The 17,695-nt window shown below is 36.8% G+C and carries 17 protein-coding genes and 1 pseudogene; 2 read left to right on the forward strand and 16 right to left on the reverse strand.

The window, feature by feature from the left end; genetic code table 11:
* Positions 1–65: 65 nt before the first annotated feature.
* From AC4NPH_RS03270 to AC4NPH_RS03320, 11 genes and pseudogenes are all read right to left on the reverse strand, one after another.
* Positions 66–1,664: pseudogene (locus AC4NPH_RS03270) on the reverse strand (M4 family metallopeptidase); the annotation flags it as partial.
* Between the two features lie 599 nt (positions 1,665–2,263).
* Positions 2,264–2,404: a YjcZ family sporulation protein gene (locus AC4NPH_RS03275; protein WP_013057023.1), complete on the reverse strand. Its 141-nt coding sequence runs from the start codon at positions 2,402–2,404 to the stop codon at positions 2,264–2,266.
* A gap of 273 nt (positions 2,405–2,677) precedes the next feature.
* Positions 2,678–2,890: a hypothetical protein gene (locus AC4NPH_RS03280; protein ID WP_013057022.1), complete on the reverse strand. Its 213-nt coding sequence runs from the start codon at positions 2,888–2,890 to the stop codon at positions 2,678–2,680.
* 89 nt (positions 2,891–2,979) lie between these two features.
* A complete protein-coding gene (locus tag AC4NPH_RS03285) occupies positions 2,980–3,648 on the reverse strand; it encodes an ATP-binding protein (protein WP_475843505.1) in 669 nt (222 codons plus the stop codon).
* Positions 3,632–5,065, reverse strand: coding sequence for a PAS domain S-box protein (locus AC4NPH_RS03290; protein WP_257141711.1), 1,434 nt, complete (start codon positions 5,063–5,065; stop codon positions 3,632–3,634). Before AC4NPH_RS03290 ends, AC4NPH_RS03285 begins: the two co-directional genes overlap by 17 nt.
* Before the next feature lie 134 nt (positions 5,066–5,199).
* A complete protein-coding gene (locus AC4NPH_RS03295) occupies positions 5,200–5,466 on the reverse strand; it encodes a YbyB family protein (protein WP_013057021.1) in 267 nt (88 codons plus the stop codon).
* Positions 5,467–5,527: 61 nt separating this feature from the next.
* Complete coding sequence (locus AC4NPH_RS03300) at positions 5,528–6,424, reverse strand: GH25 family lysozyme (protein ID WP_013057020.1); 897 nt, start codon at positions 6,422–6,424, stop codon at positions 5,528–5,530.
* Between the two features lie 26 nt (positions 6,425–6,450).
* Complete coding sequence (locus AC4NPH_RS03305) at positions 6,451–6,690, reverse strand: hypothetical protein (RefSeq protein WP_013057019.1); 240 nt, start codon at positions 6,688–6,690, stop codon at positions 6,451–6,453.
* Positions 6,691–6,863: 173 nt separating this feature from the next.
* Positions 6,864–8,243 carry a class II fumarate hydratase gene (fumC, locus tag AC4NPH_RS03310; RefSeq protein WP_029321725.1) on the reverse strand — a complete coding sequence of 460 codons (1,380 nt, stop codon included), beginning with the start codon at positions 8,241–8,243 and terminating at the stop codon, positions 6,864–6,866.
* 223 nt (positions 8,244–8,466) lie between these two features.
* Positions 8,467–10,818, reverse strand: coding sequence for an immune inhibitor A domain-containing protein (locus AC4NPH_RS03315; RefSeq protein ID WP_279824606.1), 2,352 nt, complete (start codon positions 10,816–10,818; stop codon positions 8,467–8,469).
* 380 nt (positions 10,819–11,198) lie between these two features.
* Positions 11,199–11,495 (reverse strand): hypothetical protein, encoded by a 297-nt coding sequence (locus AC4NPH_RS03320; RefSeq protein WP_013057017.1) that lies wholly within the window; start codon positions 11,493–11,495, stop codon positions 11,199–11,201.
* 233 nt (positions 11,496–11,728) lie between these two features.
* On the opposite strand from AC4NPH_RS03320, the gene AC4NPH_RS03325 reads away from it, so the two are divergent.
* Positions 11,729–12,322: an exonuclease domain-containing protein gene (locus AC4NPH_RS03325; protein WP_013057015.1), complete on the forward strand. Its 594-nt coding sequence runs from the start codon at positions 11,729–11,731 to the stop codon at positions 12,320–12,322.
* 235 nt (positions 12,323–12,557) lie between these two features.
* Here AC4NPH_RS03325 and AC4NPH_RS03330 read toward each other — a convergent pair whose 3' ends face one another.
* The 4 genes from AC4NPH_RS03330 to AC4NPH_RS03345 all read right to left on the reverse strand — a co-directional run bounded on the left by AC4NPH_RS03330 (position 12,558) and on the right by AC4NPH_RS03345 (position 15,808).
* Positions 12,558–12,725 (reverse strand): Fur-regulated basic protein FbpA, encoded by a 168-nt coding sequence (locus tag AC4NPH_RS03330; protein ID WP_013057013.1) that lies wholly within the window; start codon positions 12,723–12,725, stop codon positions 12,558–12,560.
* Between the two features lie 226 nt (positions 12,726–12,951).
* On the reverse strand, positions 12,952–14,445 hold the full coding sequence (locus AC4NPH_RS03335; protein WP_029321721.1) for a sodium:solute symporter family protein: 1,494 nt from the start codon (positions 14,443–14,445) through the stop codon (positions 12,952–12,954).
* Positions 14,445–14,642 carry a DUF3311 domain-containing protein gene (locus AC4NPH_RS03340; protein WP_029321718.1) on the reverse strand — a complete coding sequence of 66 codons (198 nt, stop codon included), beginning with the start codon at positions 14,640–14,642 and terminating at the stop codon, positions 14,445–14,447. Before AC4NPH_RS03340 ends, AC4NPH_RS03335 begins: the two co-directional genes overlap by 1 nt.
* 311 nt (positions 14,643–14,953) lie before the next feature.
* On the reverse strand, positions 14,954–15,808 hold the full coding sequence (locus AC4NPH_RS03345) for an STAS domain-containing protein (protein WP_029321717.1): 855 nt from the start codon (positions 15,806–15,808) through the stop codon (positions 14,954–14,956).
* Positions 15,809–16,042: 234 nt separating this feature from the next.
* On the opposite strand from AC4NPH_RS03345, the gene AC4NPH_RS03350 reads away from it, so the two are divergent.
* Positions 16,043–16,549 (forward strand): PCYCGC motif-containing (lipo)protein, encoded by a 507-nt coding sequence (locus tag AC4NPH_RS03350; protein WP_098314929.1) that lies wholly within the window; start codon positions 16,043–16,045, stop codon positions 16,547–16,549.
* 148 nt (positions 16,550–16,697) lie between these two features.
* Here the strand turns inward: AC4NPH_RS03350 and AC4NPH_RS03355 are convergent, their stop codons facing one another.
* A complete protein-coding gene (locus tag AC4NPH_RS03355; protein ID WP_013057008.1) occupies positions 16,698–17,675 on the reverse strand; it encodes a ring-cleaving dioxygenase in 978 nt (325 codons plus the stop codon).
* Positions 17,676–17,695: the final 20 nt, after the last annotated feature.

Raw genomic sequence — 17,695 nt, forward strand, 5'->3', positions numbered from 1 at the left:
TGGTAGTAAGGTAATATAGGAAGTCGTAAGATACCTCATTTATCTTGCGACTTTTGGTTTATAACTTATTGAACACCAACTGCGTCAAATGACTTGCCTACTGAAATTACTTCTTGAGAGCCTGAACCGTATAAATCAGCAGCAGCTTGTACTAAACCTGCACGCGCTTGGCTAAACGTTGTAGACTGAGTGAAGTATAGCGTATTGGCACGGTAATAAATTTTTCCTAGCTTATCGCCGCCGATGCCTGTTACAGTAACCCCGTAATGCGTTCCTCCGTTAGCTAGCAAGTAGGCCGCTTTGTTGATAATACCGCTGTTTGTATGAACTCCGCCGTTGTCACTAGAACCTGTATAGCGCTTTGAATAATGATCCGGGTCTCCATATTTTGCTGGGTTGCTCATTGAACGAAGGGCATCACCGCTTGTTCCAGGCGTATAAATATCTTCTCCAATTTCCCAATCTGGATTGCGGTTGTCATAGTATTCTACCAATGTTCCGAAAATATCGGAAATTGCTTCGTTTAATGCACCTGATTCATATTGATAGATTAAATTAGAACTTCTTTCTGTGACCGCATGCGTCAATTCATGTCCGATAACGTCTAATCCTCCTGATAACGGAACAAAAGTATATCCATCTCCATCTCCATATACCATTTGAGAGCCATTCCAAAACGCATTATTGTAGCCGCTGCTATAATGAACAGTCGATTTTAGCGGAGCTCCTGCATTGTCATAGGAGTTGCGGTTAAATTTGTTTTTATAATAATCATATGTCACACCTGCATAATAGTGAGCATCTACTGCAGCTGCATCGCGGGTTGCATTGTACGTATTATCGGTATCTGCCCATAGAGTACCCGGAAGAGATGTACGATTTTTTGCATCGTACGTATAGATTGTGGCGCCTCTTGTATTATCTTGTAAGTAGTAAGTAGAACTAGATAACGTTGTCTTTAAGGATTTAGTATCTCCAAGCACTCCTTTACCTGAGCCAATAGCATTTGTGCCTGTTACAGGTTTCGCTGCCGGCTTTGCCGCTTGCTTCACGTCGGCTTTTGGACCAGCTACGGAATCAATCGTATTGTACTTATCTAGCACTTTACCGTTAATAGCATCAACAAAGTAATAATAGTTGCCTGGTTCAGGGCTTAAGAAATTTAAATTTACTACATAAGCATACGTTGTGTCTGAACCATTTTGATAAACATACAGTTCAGATGAAGGGGATTTTTCATACGTCGGTTTAAAGCCTAAATCTTTTTCAGCTGCTTGAATCGCCTTTTTGCTGTCAACTTGCTTCTGTCCTTTTAGCTTTTCCTTTTTATCTAAATCAGGAGCTACTGTACCTGATACAACTTTTAAGGTTCCATCTTTCGCTACGTGTGCTAATTGAGTAGATCCCCATACAGGAATATTATTGTATACCTGCTGCAAGCGTACAACGGTTGCTTGTTCAACGGGATCTTTCACTACTTCTGTTACTTTAAACGAGTTTTGGGCATTTTCGTTTCCTAATTTATATTTGTCTTTATTTTTATTCATATAGTGAAATACGACGTCTTGAGCTTTCTGTGATGATGGACCTGAGAGCTTCCCAGAAATAAACTCAGGAGATTTAATTTCTTTGTTGTACTTTTCAGTTGAAAGTACATTATTTGGCGCGGCACTGCTCGTATGTGCAAAAGCAAATGATGAAGAAAGAATACCAACTGATAATAATACCTTTAAAGCCTGTTTTTTCTTTTTCATAGTTTTTTTCTCCCTATCCCTAGTAAATTTAATTACCGCAATTTTTCTGTTAATTGTGATAATTAGCAACATTATAGCAACTAAAAATTACTACGTCTATATATTATTTCAATATTCCTATTATTATGAAAATTAAAAATAAATCTTTACAATAAGTCTTTTTTACCTATTTAAACTATATGAAAATCATTTATGTTGATTTTCATACAAGTGAAATAATTCTTCTGGGCAGGTGATAAAAACTAGTAGCCTAGTTAGTGCTATTGGCTCTTACTATCAACTCTCTGAAGCATTTTACAAAAATTACTTATAAGGAAAATTATAAATTCTAGCCCATTTTTAAGACTTAAATCTACTGTTCCTATTCATTTTTTATTTTTTTAATCTATTAATTAAATTTTTTATATGTTTTTTATGTATGTTCACGACATTATTTCATTATAGTACTAAGGTTTTACCCATATAAAAAAGCACGAATCTACTAAATTCTTTGCAGATTCGTGCTTTTTTTATTTGAAACATGTACAACCAACGATAACTAATAAAACAAATAGTACAACGATTAATGCAAAACCGCCACCGTAATTACCGTAGCCGCCGTAACCGCCGTAGCCATAACCACCGCCGTAACCCCAGTTACAAAATCCCATTTGACTTCACCTCCGTAGCCTGTTTACTCTATAGCATATGTACAGGCTAGGAAAAATGCTAGCCCATTTATCGCCCTTTTATTACGATAAATTATTACGATAAAAAAGAGATTGAGACATAACGAAATTACTCCAATCAACCGCTAGAAACAACCAGCTGAATTAAACCCATGTTCACCATAAAAATAAAAAAATCCGAACGATGAATCGTTCGGATCTTCCTTCAACTAAAATACTTTTGTCCCAGCCTCTTTTAAGATAACAAATATTAACTTATTTACTTTTAGAAGCTTGTTCTTTAAAGCGAAGTATGTAATACGGAACAATACAGATAACCGCCAAAATGAGAGCCGTTAAACTGACTATGCGGGGATTATTAAGCCCAAAAGAATAGTCTCCAAAAGATGCTCCAATCGCAATAATAGCAAAAATAATATACAGAATACGAAATATGTTAATCCACTTTTTCTGTTTAATCGTAACCACTCCTTTGCTTATTTTACTTCAACATAGAATATTATAACTTTACTAAACAACTTGTTGCAAAATTTCTTCTTCCTTTAACTGATTACCTTTTAATCTAACGGTAAACAAATTTCCACACTCGTCCCTTTGTTTACTTCACTTTCAATACTAAGAGTTCCTTTATGCTGTTGGATAATATTAAAGCAGATCATTAATCCTAACCCGATTCCGTCTTCTTTAATACTGTAAAATGGTTCACCTAAATGTTTGATGCGTTCTTTTGAAATTCCTACACCTTCATCAATAATTTGAATATGAATATGATTGTTGTCCTTTTTTCTCAGCTCAACTTTAATTTCTCCTCCGGAAGGCATTGCTTCAATCGCATTCTTAAGAATGTTTATAAACACCTGTTTCATTTGATTGCTTTCACAATATACAAAAGGCATTTCTCCATATGAGTTAAGTTCAATAAAGATGTTTTTCATGGTTGCTTGAGGCTGCAGCAATAAAATCACTTGTTGAATTAACAGCTGCAAATCAATCGACTGAAATGTTACGGCCTGTGGTTTTGCCACAGACATGAATTCATCTGTAATCATTTCAATACGCTCAATTTCAGAGGATATAATGTTCATATAGGTTAACTCTTCTTTACTCGCTTTTTCAGTTAATAACTGCATAAACCCTTTGATGGCCGTTAAAGGATTTCTAATTTCATGAGCAATAGCTGTAGCAAGCTGCCCGACCGCTGCTAATTTCTCAGATTTCTGCAGCAACTCTTCTGTTTTTAAGTACTCTGTCCTGTCTCTTGAAACAATAAGAAGCACTTTTTTTTTCTATATTGAACAACTTCCCACTATATTCTAGTTTTTTTATTTCGCCAGACTTAAATGTAAACTGTGATTGCAGCGTAAAAGAAAGATTTCCGTTACGAATTTGTTCGACTGTTTTTTGAACAATGTCAGAATCTCTAGGTATAATACCGTGACAAGGCATGGATAAAAGCTCTTCTCTCGTATATCCAAAGCGTTTACATCCAGCTTCGTTTACTTCAACAAAACGGGCAGGGAAATGATCCGAACCTATTTCAAGTAAATAAATCGCGTCGTTTGCATATTCAAATAACGTGCGGTACTTTAACTCACTTTCCTTAAGCTTACGATGCAGCAAATCAAGCTCTTGTTTAGCTTTTTTAGCTTCAGATATATCCACACATACTCCAGACAAACCTACCAACTCATCTTTCCCATTAAAAATTGGAGAAATGGTGATGCGAAGGTCTACCAAACTTCCATCTTTACGAGCTCTGACAACTTCTACTCGATTGATTGCCTCTTTTTCAGCAACAGTCTTTTTTATATTCTCATGTACATCCTTACTAAAAGCTCCTGCTATATCGTAATATTTTTTCCCAATGACTTCATGGGATTTCCATCCATATACTTTTTCATAGGCCTCATTAACTCGCAAGATTTGCCCTTCTAAATCAGTTATAATAACCGCATCCATGTGATGATTAATAAAAGACTCCAACTGTTCTTTCGTATATTCTAGTTCTTTTTTCATTATTCTGACAAAAAAAGAATCTTCTTCATCCTTACATGAATCTGATCCAGCATAAGCAGCTTCTTCTGCTACAGCGTAAAATTTACGATAAAATTCTATCGTCGCTACGGCTACTCCCAGTCCGAGAATTCCGAACACTAAATATTCTATTTCGCTATAAAACGGCGACTGAATAGGTGTATTCCAGAAGTAATTTGTCAGTAAGACATGAACGATAAAATGAAGAAAGAAACAAAGAAGAGATTGTTTTAATAAAGAAAACTGCTTTTTATATCGAATAAGAGGAAGGGAAAACAAAAAGGTAAAAATTAAAATTAAGATAGTCAGTAACCAATGACTTTCTAAATAGATACTGCACACAGCCATAGTGATACCTGCAACTGCACCGGCTCTATAACCAAAGTATAGAACGGTCAAAATAAGAGGAAGAAAACGTAAATCATATGTAATCTGTTGATACGTAACGCTATACACCATAAGAATAGCAGAAACAATACTTGCATAAATACCACTCATCCATTTGTATTTATGGGCTAGACGCTGTAACAAAAATATTCGTATCGCAATCATAATACTGACAAAAAACGAAAAAATACATAAGTTAACAAACAATCCGCTACTAACCACTCCTTCTATTCCTCCTTTACTTGTAAATATGCGTAAAATAATTCCCTTATATAGAGAGTGTAACATGAATAAGCGCTGCTATTTATAAAATTAATAAAAAAACTAGTCTCGCCCGAGGCAAGACTAGTTTTTTATTATCTATGTTGGTCTTGATACATAGGTCCTTCTGAAATCATATTGCTTTCAGAAACGTACGTAGGATCTGAATGAGCATCTTTATTCAAGGTAGCATTTACCTGCTGTTTTTTAGATAAACTTGAAAGTTTTACTTTGGCACTTCGAACAAGTCCTTTTACTTTTCGTCTTTTCGCAGCATCGCTTAATATATAAGACGTAATGCCGACTCCTACCGTTGATAATGTAATACCTGATATCAATGCTTTTTGTTTTCGTTTTCTCATAATAGCTCCTTCCTTGTACCTTTTTGAATCTTACAGTGACTTTTCCCTATTAGGTAATCTCTCAAACCAGATTATTCAGATTATTCACTTCTTTAACAAGACGCGGCAGTGTGTCCGCTCCTGCTATCCCATCTGAAAAAAGGCCATACCGATTCTGGAATTTTTTCACTGCAGCGATTAATTCATCTCCATAGAAACCGTCTGCTCCAAACTTCGGAAGAGAAAAACCTAGCGCAAGTAAGTTTTGCTGAATTTGTTTGACTCCTAACCCTCTATCACCTTTGGAATACACAAAGGGTCCTTTTGTATTATTCGTCATAGAGAGATTTGTTGTGACTTCTTTAAAAAATGAGTAGTCCATTTCATTTATATCCACATTTGTAGAAATTCCTTTTACTCTGCCAGAATCCGTATACTGAAACATTGCCCATCGCTGCCACTGACTTAGCTTACCAGGGTGTTGCATACCGCCTTGTCTGTTGGCTGCACTATATCTTGCTACCCACAAAGGATACTTACTTATTTCGTTTGTAAAAAAAGTTTTAGCAAAATGATAGTTCGTATATACGATAGGCTTAATCCCTGTTGTTTTGTGAACATGCTCGAGCCAGCTTACGGCAAAGCGAGAAACAAATTCTTTGGATTTTTTCTTATCTTCTTCTAGATCCAAACATGGCGGAAGGTCTAGTTTCATTTGTCCAAGCTGAGCAATAAAAAAAGCAGCTTCTTTCTCCGGGCTATTTGTACAGTGAGCATAATGATAAAACCCTACTCTCAAGCCCGCATTTTTAGCACCTATATAATTTTCATAGGATCTAGGGTCTACAAAAGTTCCACCTTCTGTTAACTTTATATACACCCCTTTTACTGAGGTGTTTTTTATTTCTTTCCAATTAATGATTCCTTGATGATGAGAAACGTCGAGAATAATAGGGTTATTTGAATGTCGCCTTTGCATAGTTTTCACCTCTTTTGCTAGCTTCCTTATGTATACGACGAATCTCTCAAAACCCCTGTTTTTTCCGGATCCTGATATTCTTTTATAACGATGTGTAAAACGTTGCTCATTTGAATCGCTAAATAAGCTTCGTGCTTTTTGTCATAATAACGATACCATCCTTGTGTATGAATAATAGATTCCTCAAGCTCTTTTACATTTTCTGATTCAACCAATGTACTGATTGATTTTTCATTTCCAAAATAAAACTTCACTTCGTACGTCACTTGAATCCCTCCTTTATAAAAATGTAAATACCCTAATCGTATGTATTTGAATCTAGTACAAGGTAGTGTAAAATTTCTTTTAATCCGCAGTTTCTTTTTATGTGTTTATTTAGAACAATGTTTATTTTATTAAAACAAGAAACCAAGCATTCTGAGCTGCTTGGTTTCTTGTTTTATTTTGATGGATGAATCATATTAGCAGGATTTACCCATTGCTCAAATTGTTCTTCAGTCAGAAGGCCTGTTTTGACCGCTGCTTCTTTTAATGTCGTTCCTTCTTTATGAGCCAGCTTGGCGATTTTAGCCGCATTTTCATAACCTATGTGCGGATTTAACGCTGTTACAAGCATAAGAGAATTTTCTAGATTATGCTGAATCTTTTCTTTGTTGGGTTCAATTCCTACTGCGCATTTATCGTTAAAAGCCTGCATGGAATCTGTCAGCAATCTGACTGATTGTAAAAAATTATAAATAATAACTGGCTTAAATACATTTAATTCAAAGTTTCCTTGACTAGCCGCAATGCCAATCGTCACGTCATTCCCAAGCACTTGTGCAGAAACCATTGTTAGAGCTTCACTTTGAGTTGGATTTACTTTTCCAGGCATAATAGAACTTCCTGGTTCGTTAGCAGGAATCGTAATTTCGCCTAGTCCGCTCCGAGGACCGCTTGCCAGCCAGCGTACGTCATTGGCGATTTTCATTAAATCAGCTGCTAAGGCTTTGAGTGCACCGTGGGCATAAACCACTTGATCGTGACTTGTTAATGCATGAAATTTATTAGGTGCTGAGATAAATGTTTTTCCAAGCGTGCTGCTGATTTCTTTCGCTACTTCATCGCCGAAGTCGGGATGTGCATTTATCCCCGTCCCAACAGCTGTACCGCCAATAGCTAGCTCCTTCATATACTCTACGCTTTGTTTAATCATTTCTTCATTCTTTTCGAGCATATGATGCCATCCGCTAATTTCTTGTCCTAGTGTTAGCGGTGTAGCATCTTGTAAATGGGTTCTGCCTATTTTAATAATATCTTTAAACTGCTCTTGCTTCGCAGCGAACGTTTCTTTTAATGTTTTTAGAGCAGGCAATAATTGATCTTCGACTTCTAGTACAGCTGCAATATGAAGAGCTGTAGGAAAAGTATCGTTAGAGCTTTGTGACATATTGACATCATCATTTGGATGAAGCGTTTCGTCGCCATTTATTAGCTGGTTTCCCCGGTGGGAAATCACTTCATTTACATTCATGTTTGATTGCGTTCCGCTTCCTGTCTGCCATACCACTAAAGGAAAATGTTCATTCCATTTCCCTTCAATAATTTCGTTAGCAGCTTGTACGATGGCTTCCGATTTCCCTGCTGATAGTTTGCCTAGTTTATGATTACTAATAGCTGCACTTTTCTTCAAAACCGCAAAAGCACGTATTACTTCAATCGGCATTTTTTCAATCCCTATTGGAAAATTTTCTTTACTTCTTTGCGTTTGCGCTCCCCATAGTTTATCTTCTGCCACTTTGATTTCTCCAATTGAATCTCTTTCGATACGATAGCTCATAGTTAGAACTCCTTTTCAATATTTTCTTTACCTATTAGTATTGATTATATGGATGAATTTCATGACATAATAACAATTATTCACTGTTGAAAATTCCCTTTATTTTATTTTTTAAACGGTATTAAATACTTTGATTATTTAGCTCATAGTTTATTTTGATTTCCTAACATAAAAAAAGATCCGAAGAATACGCTCTTCAGATCTTTTTTGAATACGTCTAATTTTACTTATGAATCCATACAGCACCGGCTGAATTGTCTTTTGCTTCACCAATTACGTCTAATTTTAATCCGTTTTGAGGAAGCAAGCGGCCTGCATCTTTAATTCTTTCATCTAAATACGATTTTTTGTCGTTGAAGCTTGTAACTCCATTTGATCCTTTAGATGAAATAGTTCCCCACGTTTTATGGGAATATGACCAAGCAGGTGATTTATCAAATGAGAACGCCGCGTCTGCAATTTGATATCGGCTTGAATTTGCTGTCGTGCTAATCCCATTCACATTAAAGTAAAGAACTTTATGAGCATGGGAATCAACCACGCCAAGGAATCCTTCACCTGGATGTTGTCCTACCCAGTTATCAAGGTAGCTTTCATCTGCGTACCAAAGCAGCATGCCTGTATTATATTTTGCACCTCGCGCGAATTGAAGTGCTTTATCGCTGCCTGCATAGTTTCTCCACTCAAGGTAATAATAGTTGTCTTTATAGCTGATGCCGTTTGTCTTTTCAAATCCATCTAACGTTACTTTTGGCGCTCCTTCAGCATCGTCCGTAAATACCGTTTTTCCATCTACTACTAAACTGGCATTATCAAGTGCAAATCCTTGAAGAGCAAGTCCTCCGTCTGTTACGTATTCAAATTGAAGCTTGATTTTTTTACCTTTAAACTGCGTCAAGTCATAGCTTTTATCTTCCCATTTTCCGCCGGAAGTTTCTGCGGAACCGTCTGCGTTATTCGCTTTATCACCAATTGTATCTAACAGAACTTTTGAACCGTCAGGAAGAATCGCATTTACATATAAATAATCGTATTCTGCCTCTACTTCATAGAACGCTTTATAATTGAACGTCGCTGTTTTGGCTGTTGTTAAATCAAACTCTGGCGTCGTCATTGTCGTATGCAGATCATCTCCGCGTTTACTGTAGTAGTAGTTGCTTCCAAACTCAGGCTTAATCCCTTGAACAGCTTTTTTAGGTAAATTAATCTTCACAATACCCGGTCGTTTAGATTTTGTCACGCTTTGATCAACCACGCTCACAGAGCCCGATTTTGTAATGTTTTTGCTGTCGATTTGTTGAATATTTGCCCAGTTTCCACCCATATTTGCTTGGAAAAACTCTTTATTTTGCGGGGAGAAACTTGTCGGTTCTGTTCCAGCTACTTCACCAGCCCAGCTCCCTCCGCTCATAATTGACCAAACGCCTACCGGCTCACCTTGACCCGTATACTGTGTATCATACTCATCCGGCAAACCTAAATCATGGCCAAATTCATGAGCAAAAACGCCAACTGCTCCGTCTTCTGGTTCAATTGTATAATCATAAGCAGCCATGTTTGTTCCAGGAACTTTATACACTTGTCCCAAAGTAGAGCGATGAGACCAAATAGCATCGTTTCCTAGTTTACCTCCACCTGCTTCTTGCCCAGTTCCAGCATGAATGACCATTAAGTGGTCCACTATGCCGTCAGGCTCATTGCGGTTGCCGTCTCCATCGATATCATATTGATCGAACTGATCATAATCTGAAAGGTTAATACCGCTTTTTGTTGCAGCAGCAAGCGCTTCTTTTACAAGATTACGAGGCCCTTTAGATCCAGGCGCATTATCGTTTCCTCCCGCTGGGTTGTCTGCTCCGTATTCTTTTGCGTTTCCAGGTACAGTTAACCAGTCAGAAACCGTTCCATCTACTGTGTAACTACCTCCAGACTGTTCTTCATAATATTGTTTAAACGTTTTAATTTTCTTTCCGTTAAATAGCGTAAAATCTTTCTTTCCAAACATTAATTGCTGATAATGATTTCGGTTAAAATCTTTTGCATACATGTAACCAGGTTCTTGAACGACATTGTTATGCTTAAAGTCTGCGTATTCGACTAAAAGAACAAGAACTTTATCTTTTCTCACTTGTCCTTTATAGTTTGCCTGAGCTGCAGGTTTAACGTTTACCCCGTTCCCCGAATTGTTTCCTTGAGACTTAATGTTAGCAAATTCGCCTCGTTGAAACTTTTCTTTTTGTTTTGTTTGCATTTCTTTCGCTTTCAAATCAATTTTGCTAGCTTTATGTCCCTTCATGCTCTCTTTATGTGCATCTTTTTTGTTTATGTAAGAAGTAACGGCTTTCTTCACTTCTTGCGGTGTTGCACTTTGAGAAATAACTCCTTGGTTTTTCAGTGCGTTAGCCAATCTTTCTTCCGGTACTGTATTCATATCAATTGGTGAACTCGGAAGTTCATCCGATTGTGCGGTTTTAGCTGAAGCAGTACTTCCATTCATAAGTACTGGCCCCACTCCGCTTAATGTAACAGTTGTGGCAAGAAAAGATGTCCCCAAAATCTTTTTCCAGCTTTTCAAGTAAACCCCTCCATTTTAGAATTTTCAAACTATTAGCAAGATTTATTTTATATTCTAAAACTAGGAAGGTCAACTACATTTTACTATATTATTAAAATTTTTTAATTCTAGTAGATAATGTAAAATAGTTTTATAGTATGTAACTAATTTTCTTTGCCTGACAATTAAAATGTCTGATAAAACCTTCTTACATATGCAAATTCTATGCCAAACCGATAACAGAAACTAAAAATATATGAAGCGTATTTTTTCAGGGAATTAGAACCATCTTTTCCGTATTACTATTATATAAAAACAAAAAATTCCCCATTATGGATACAGAAAGATAAAAAATCACTTCTCAATAGACGAGAAGTGATAATTTCTGTATGCAAGTAAATTTAAGAATGTTCTTTTTGACGCTGCAGCAAGATATGATAGAGCGACATGCTCCAAATAGACATGTTACGCGCTGCGATTTCATAAGGTTTTTCATCAATTTTAAACAAGAAATCCCCTTCATAACTCACGGATTTCCCTTGCTTTTCTAGCTCTTGTTTAACAGCTTCAATCCATTCTACTGCATTCGTATAATGTTTGTTCAAACGAACTTTAATAGTTTGATTCCTGTAATGAATAAAAGATGTAATTCCCCAAAAAATTAAGACAAGAAAAAGTACCATATACAGCAATTGCATGATAACGATCCCCTTCTTCCTTCATTTCATTATTTTCAATGAAGACTTAATTTAGATGAGTAAATATTACTATTCTTCTTTGCTATCGTCATCTCCTTTAAAAAAATAAATTCCTTTTCCACGTAGGCGTATAAAATAAATCCATGTACGTGCTACCTCATCTTTTTTACTAACGTTTTCTGTTGAAAAATGATAAGCTAATAGAATGATAAATAGAAAGGGAGGACGACGAGTTGTCAACTGAACAAGTGAAATTAGCAGCCGTTTTAGATGTTGAAACAACGGGATTAAGTGCGCAAACATGCGATATTATCGAACTAGCTATTGCTGTTGTTTCTTATGATTCTTCTACCGGAGAAATAATCGACATTGTAGAAGAATATGAAGAATTTAATATGCCTTCAACTCCCATTTTCCCGTATATTACAAACTTAACGGGAATTACAAATGAGATGGTCAAAAATAAAACATTAGACGATAAAAAAGTGGAATCGCTGTTAACTAGCGTTTCGGCTATCATCGCTCATAATGCTTCTTTCGATCGCAGTTTTCTTTTAAAACGGTATCCATCTTTATTCAACCAAAAATGGCACTGCTCTATGCGTGCTGTCAAATGGAAAGAGTACGGCTTTCCTAATAAAAAACTAACAACGCTTCTTGATCATCATAATATCGAGAGAGAGCACGCTCACAGAGCTATGGATGACGTGAAAGGAACCATTGACTTGCTAAGACAGCAAAATCCTAGCGGAGAGCCCTATTTTTCTGAAGTATTAAAAAAAGCAATGAGCAAACCTAAAAAAACAGCGGCCTCCACTCGTTTTTAACTCAACAAAAAAAGCGCAGAAGCTGCGCTTTTTTTGTTTTTATTCGCATATTTCTTAAGTGTTGAGTTATATGTTTGAGGAGTATGATTGGAAACAGCTAGGCTGTAAACGCACAGGAAGAAAAAGAAAAGTGCCTGCTTTCAAGCAAAAAAGCCGCGGAGGAACAAACTGAACAGCTGGTGTTTACACACATATACGAAATCAGCTGAATTTCTAATAATCTGGAAGATTTTAATTATACTTCTCTTATTTTTTGGTTTTGAAGATCGTGATGCGTTTGTTCTAGTTCACTTAAATTCAATTCGTACAAATGTCTCCCGTCTTCTGCTTTAAAGTAACCCGATTCAATAATTTGATTCATTAAAAGATCTTTCTTTTGCTCAAATGCTTTTTCAGATGTCATGTTATCATCTCCTTTTTTAAGTAAATATCTTTCATAGAAAAGACGTACACCGCTTGTGGCATACGTCTTGTTGCTTTTCACACTCGTTACCTATGTTTAAAAACAACGCAATCGTTACATTTTATCGAGAAGGCTGCTTATATCTTGCAGCCATATTGAACATTTTGGTGATGCACTACTTTTATACCCTTCATGATGTTCTTAAAACGCAATTGGAAAAAGATTTTCACAAAATTTGTTTTCCATCTACTGCCCCGCTTTCAAAATGCGGCTGTGCGGCGATTTTTTTCGTTGCTAAACTGACCACCATTAATACAACTAAATTAATAAATAAAGAAATAACGCCGACATTTGTATCTTTAATGATTTGTGGCAACGCAGGAAACAACGTGCCAAGCGTTGTTTCAGTAATCGTTATATACATCACAGACGCAATGCCGGCAACAATACCTGCACACGCCCCGTATTTAGTCACGATATTGTTTTTCATTAAACTAAAAATAAAAGCAGGAAACAGCTGCGTCACAATGCTGTAGCCCATTAGTAAAAGCGTTACAATCGTATTCCCTCCATGAAGTGTAAAATAGACTGAAACAAGCGCAATGACCGGTACGAAGCATTTAGCCAGTATCGAAATTTGTTTGCCCGTCGCTGAGGGAACAAGAACGCCATAAACGTTTTTAGATAGTGACGTAGAAGCTGCCATCAAAAGCATCGATCCAGGCACAAGTGCTGTTAATAAACCAGCAGCGCCAATAAAGCCGACAATCCACGGGTCAAATGTTTGAATGGAAAGACGAAGCAGTGACAAGTCCGCTTCTGCGCCTTGTAGTCCAGGTACCTGCATAAGAGCAGTAAACCCTACAAAAAAGACAAAAAGCAGCATTAGCGTATAAATAGGACTTATAATAGAATTCTTTCGAAATACATTCTCGTTTTCAGCTGAATACGTTGCATTAAACGTATGCGGCCACATGTAAAATCCTAATACGGTCAGCATGACTGTAGAAATAAACCACGAAATACTTAGACCTGTCTTGGGAAGAGTAAGAAACGTTGGATTTGCTTGATGCACAGCCTCAAACATTGGCTGTAAGCCTCCGTAGTAATGAAACGGCATATATATTCCTAAAAATAAGACGACAATAAAAATCATAATATCTTTAACAATAGCCGTCCACGCGGAACCATGTATGCCTGATATCATTAAGTAAACCGTTAGTGATATGGCTCCAATCCAAATGGCTGCGGTTGAAGAGATAGAGCCATAAGAAGCTTCAGATACAATAATACCTAAGCCTTTGAATTGTAAAATAATATAAGGAACAATTGCCAGCACCCCTGCGCATGAAACAACGATGCCTAGAAACGGGCTTTTGTATTTTGAAACAAAAAAATCCGGCTGAGACATGAGCTTATGTTTCTTCGCATATCGCCATATTTGCGGGCCGATCCAATACCCTAACACGTACGCTAAAGAAATATAGGCTAAAATATAAAACGCCGGCCCTCCTTTTCCATATGCCCAAGCGCTTCCTCCTAGAAACGTAAAAGTAGTATAGATTTCACCCGCCATCAAAAAGAAGACAAAAACAGTTCCAAAACCTCTGCCGCCTACGCTCCACTGTTCTAAATCCATTTTTTTGCCCCGCGTAGCTCGAATTCCAAGATAAATAGCTAAAAGTAAAAAACCAAAAATAATAATCAGAGCGGTATTCATTATTTATCTCCTCCTTTAACAGCAGGATCGAGCTTGTACACAATACCCATAATAAAAGACGTAAGGATTACCCACATAACAATCCAAAAGAGAAAAAAGGGCATCCCTAAAATAAACGGCTTCACTTTGTTAACAAAAGGCAATAAACCTAATATTCCTACAAACGGAAGCAGGCAAAGAAGATAAATTATTTTCATAGAACTCCTCCTTAATCAAACGGCTTAACAGTACTTATCTAAGGCTTCAACCATCTCATTATGTACTTCTCTTATTCTTCTCTTTACACCTCCATTCTTAAGCTAAACGAGACGTTTGGCATAGAAAACCGCCGTTTATTTGCTTCTTAGTATCTTCCATTTGTCCCCATGTGGAAAGAAGTTTGTAAGGCATGCTTACAAGATTTTGAATGCAGCAGAATATTATTTCATATACAGAATATAGACAAACAAAAAGAAACGGAACTGAGAGTAAAGGTCTCAGTTCCGTTTCGATCTAGCATTTCTATACTTTATTCTTCTTCTTTTTTCTTTACACCAAGCGAAGAGAGAGCTTGTTTTAAATGCCCAAACGTTTCAATTTTATTAAAACTAATTCCTACATTAACAGCTGTCTGAGCCATGTCAGGACTCACTCCTGACATAATCGCATGGATGCCTAGCAGCTGCAAAATGTTAATCAAATCAAAAAATTTGTGAGCGACATACGTATCTACATAATTTACACCCGATAAGTCAATGACTAGATGCCTTATATGTTTTTCTGCACACCTTTTTGGAACAACCTCGATAATAGAATCACCTTTGATTTCATCAATAAGCCCTACCAAAGGCAAGACCGCGATGTGATCTACAATTGGAATGACAGGAAAACTCGTTTCGTCGATTAGCTCTTGCTGAAGACTTATTTTTTGCCTTGTGATTTTATAATACTGTTCGGAGAATTCATTAATGAGTTTATCAAATGTTGTATGATAAACTTCGCTCCAAGACAGTATATCTTCTTTTGTAATAGATGAATGTATCAGACTATATGTTTTGACATACGTCCAAATAATTTTTCTTGTTTTGCTTAGCGCTTCTACTACCTCGTAAATCGGCGTATCAAATTTAATTCTGCTGTTTACTACTTCCGTCGTCCATTTCACCATACGTTGTTTAAAAATCTCTTGATCGTCAAGAAAGCCGCTCGCAATTGTTTCGATCGTATAAAGATGCTGCTCGCGCAGCTTTTTCTCAACTGAAGCGTCTGCGTCCTTTGAGTAAATCGATCCTTTAATATTACTTCTTTGGCGCAGCCATTCTTCACTGATAGAGGCTGAATTCTCTAAAATATATTCAAAAAGACGTTGATTTTGTTCACTCACTACGGTTTAACCTCCGTTCACTTTCTCCTTCTGTCCAATTACTTACAAAACGTACCTTATGATAAATTCATGCTTCATATTTTTTCCTTGTCCATCTCTATCATACACGATAACTGCTTTGCATACTTATAGAGAATTAGATATAAACAAGCAGGTATTTGATTATCTACATAGATAAACTGCCGTGTATGATGCAACTATCATTTATTTTCACATGAAAGGATGTTAATTGTATTGAAAAAATCAATTATTTTGTTGGGGATTCTCGCTACAAGTATTGGATTATCCGCTTGTTCAAACAATACAACAACTTCTTCTGCCACAAACTCTTCTGCACATTCAGGTCATGAACATCATAAAGCTGCAGTTGCTGACATTCGCGAAGAGACTCCAGGGGCAGATGTTTTACCACAGTTTTTGAAGAACCAGCCTAAAGATATGAAACTAGTTTATCTATCCGTTGCTAAAAATCGTGAACTACTTGAAAAAATCCCTTGCTACTGCGGATGTGGCATGGAAGCGAATCACAAAAATAGCTATGACTGCTTTATTTTTAAAAACAAAAGAAACGGAGCAGTTGTCTGGGATGATCATGGAACAAAATGCGGATTGTGTATAGAAATTGCAGCTAAAGCTCTGCTCGACTATAACCGAGGCAAATCAATAAAAGATATTCGCAAAGACATCGATGAAAAATATAAAGAAGGCTATGCACAACCCACTCCCACTCCTTCCCTGTAGAACATTGGCAGTTTTTAAGTAAACATTCGCGACAGGTATATATAAAAGTAGAAAATATCAAAAGCACGTTTTTTTAGCGTTTTGAAAGCTGATTTATCTTTGAAACAGCAAAAAACACTCAAATAACTATTTGAGTGTTTTTTGTATACTATTCTTTCACAAACTCTTTTGTACTTCTTACTGTATCAATCGGACGCACGAGCTTCTCAATTTCTGCACGTTTTGGCTCTAAAAACGGAGGCAGTGATAATTTTTCTCCGAGCGTTTCGTAAGGTTCATCTCCCATAAATCCTGGTCCATCTGTCGCAAATTCAAATAAAATTTGCGGAGCCACTCTTGCATACAACGATTCAAAGAAGTGACGATTCACATAACCAGAAGTATGGAAACCGAAGCTTGGCATTCGGTTAATCCACTCTTCAAGAGCCTGTCGATTTTCTACGCGAAAAGCAACGTGATGAACCGTTCCAAAACCTTGCTGAGCCTGCGGAAGTTTTTCATTGTGTTCTACTACTACTTGCGCCCCGTTTCCTCCTTCTCCTACTTCAAATAGGTGAAGATCTCCTTCTTGAGCAATCTCTTTAAATAAAAGGACTTTTTCCATCATTTCTTTAAAGTAATTAAACTCGGCAATACGAATAAAGATAGGACCGAGTCCCGTAATAGCGTATTGAAGAGGAACAGGGCCTTTTTGCCAAGGAGTGCCTGATTCAACTCCTTGATTTCCTTCATCGGAAATTAACTGATACTGCTGATCATCAAAATCAACAAACGAAAGCGTCTTTTTCCCAAATAGCTCTTGAATCCCCGTATGCTTTACTTCTAAGCGATCAAAGCGCTTTACCCAATAGTCTAAAGCCTCATCATTTGGAACGCGGAAAGATGTTTTTGAAATTTCATTTGTTCCGTGAAAACCTTTTGGGATACCTGGAAAATCAAAAAAAGTCATGTCCGTTCCAGCGCTTCCTTTATCATCTGCAAAAAACAAATGATACGTTTGAATATCATCTTGATTGACCGTTTTTTTAACTAAGCGCATGCCTAACACATATGTGAAAAATTCATAATTCTTTTCTGCACTGCTTGTAATAGCCGTTACGTGGTGTATTCCTTTTAAGTGGTTCATTCTACATTCCTCCGGATAAA

The sequence above is a fragment of the Priestia sp. MDV22-iso46 genome (assembly GCF_058629175.1).

Excerpts from the sequence above, each read along its gene's own strand:
- AC4NPH_RS03275 (WP_013057023.1), bottom strand. The coding sequence starts at position 2,404 with ATGGGATTTTGTAACTGGGGTTACGGCGGTGGTTATGGCTACGGCGGT.
- AC4NPH_RS03295 (WP_013057021.1), bottom strand. The coding sequence starts at position 5,466 with ATGAGAAAACGAAAACAAAAAGCATTGATATCAGGTATTACATTATCA.
- AC4NPH_RS03300 (WP_013057020.1), bottom strand. The coding sequence starts at position 6,424 with ATGCAAAGGCGACATTCAAATAACCCTATTATTCTCGACGTTTCTCAT.
- fumC (WP_029321725.1), bottom strand. The coding sequence starts at position 8,243 with ATGAGCTATCGTATCGAAAGAGATTCAATTGGAGAAATCAAAGTGGCA.
- AC4NPH_RS03320 (WP_013057017.1), bottom strand. The coding sequence starts at position 11,495 with ATGCAATTGCTGTATATGGTACTTTTTCTTGTCTTAATTTTTTGGGGA.
- AC4NPH_RS03330 (WP_013057013.1), bottom strand. The coding sequence starts at position 12,725 with ATGACATCTGAAAAAGCATTTGAGCAAAAGAAAGATCTTTTAATGAAT.
- AC4NPH_RS03335 (WP_029321721.1), bottom strand. The coding sequence starts at position 14,445 with ATGAATACCGCTCTGATTATTATTTTTGGTTTTTTACTTTTAGCTATT.
- AC4NPH_RS03340 (WP_029321718.1), bottom strand. The coding sequence starts at position 14,642 with ATGAAAATAATTTATCTTCTTTGCCTGCTTCCGTTTGTAGGAATATTA.
- AC4NPH_RS03355 (WP_013057008.1), bottom strand. The coding sequence starts at position 17,675 with ATGAACCACTTAAAAGGAATACACCACGTAACGGCTATTACAAGCAGT.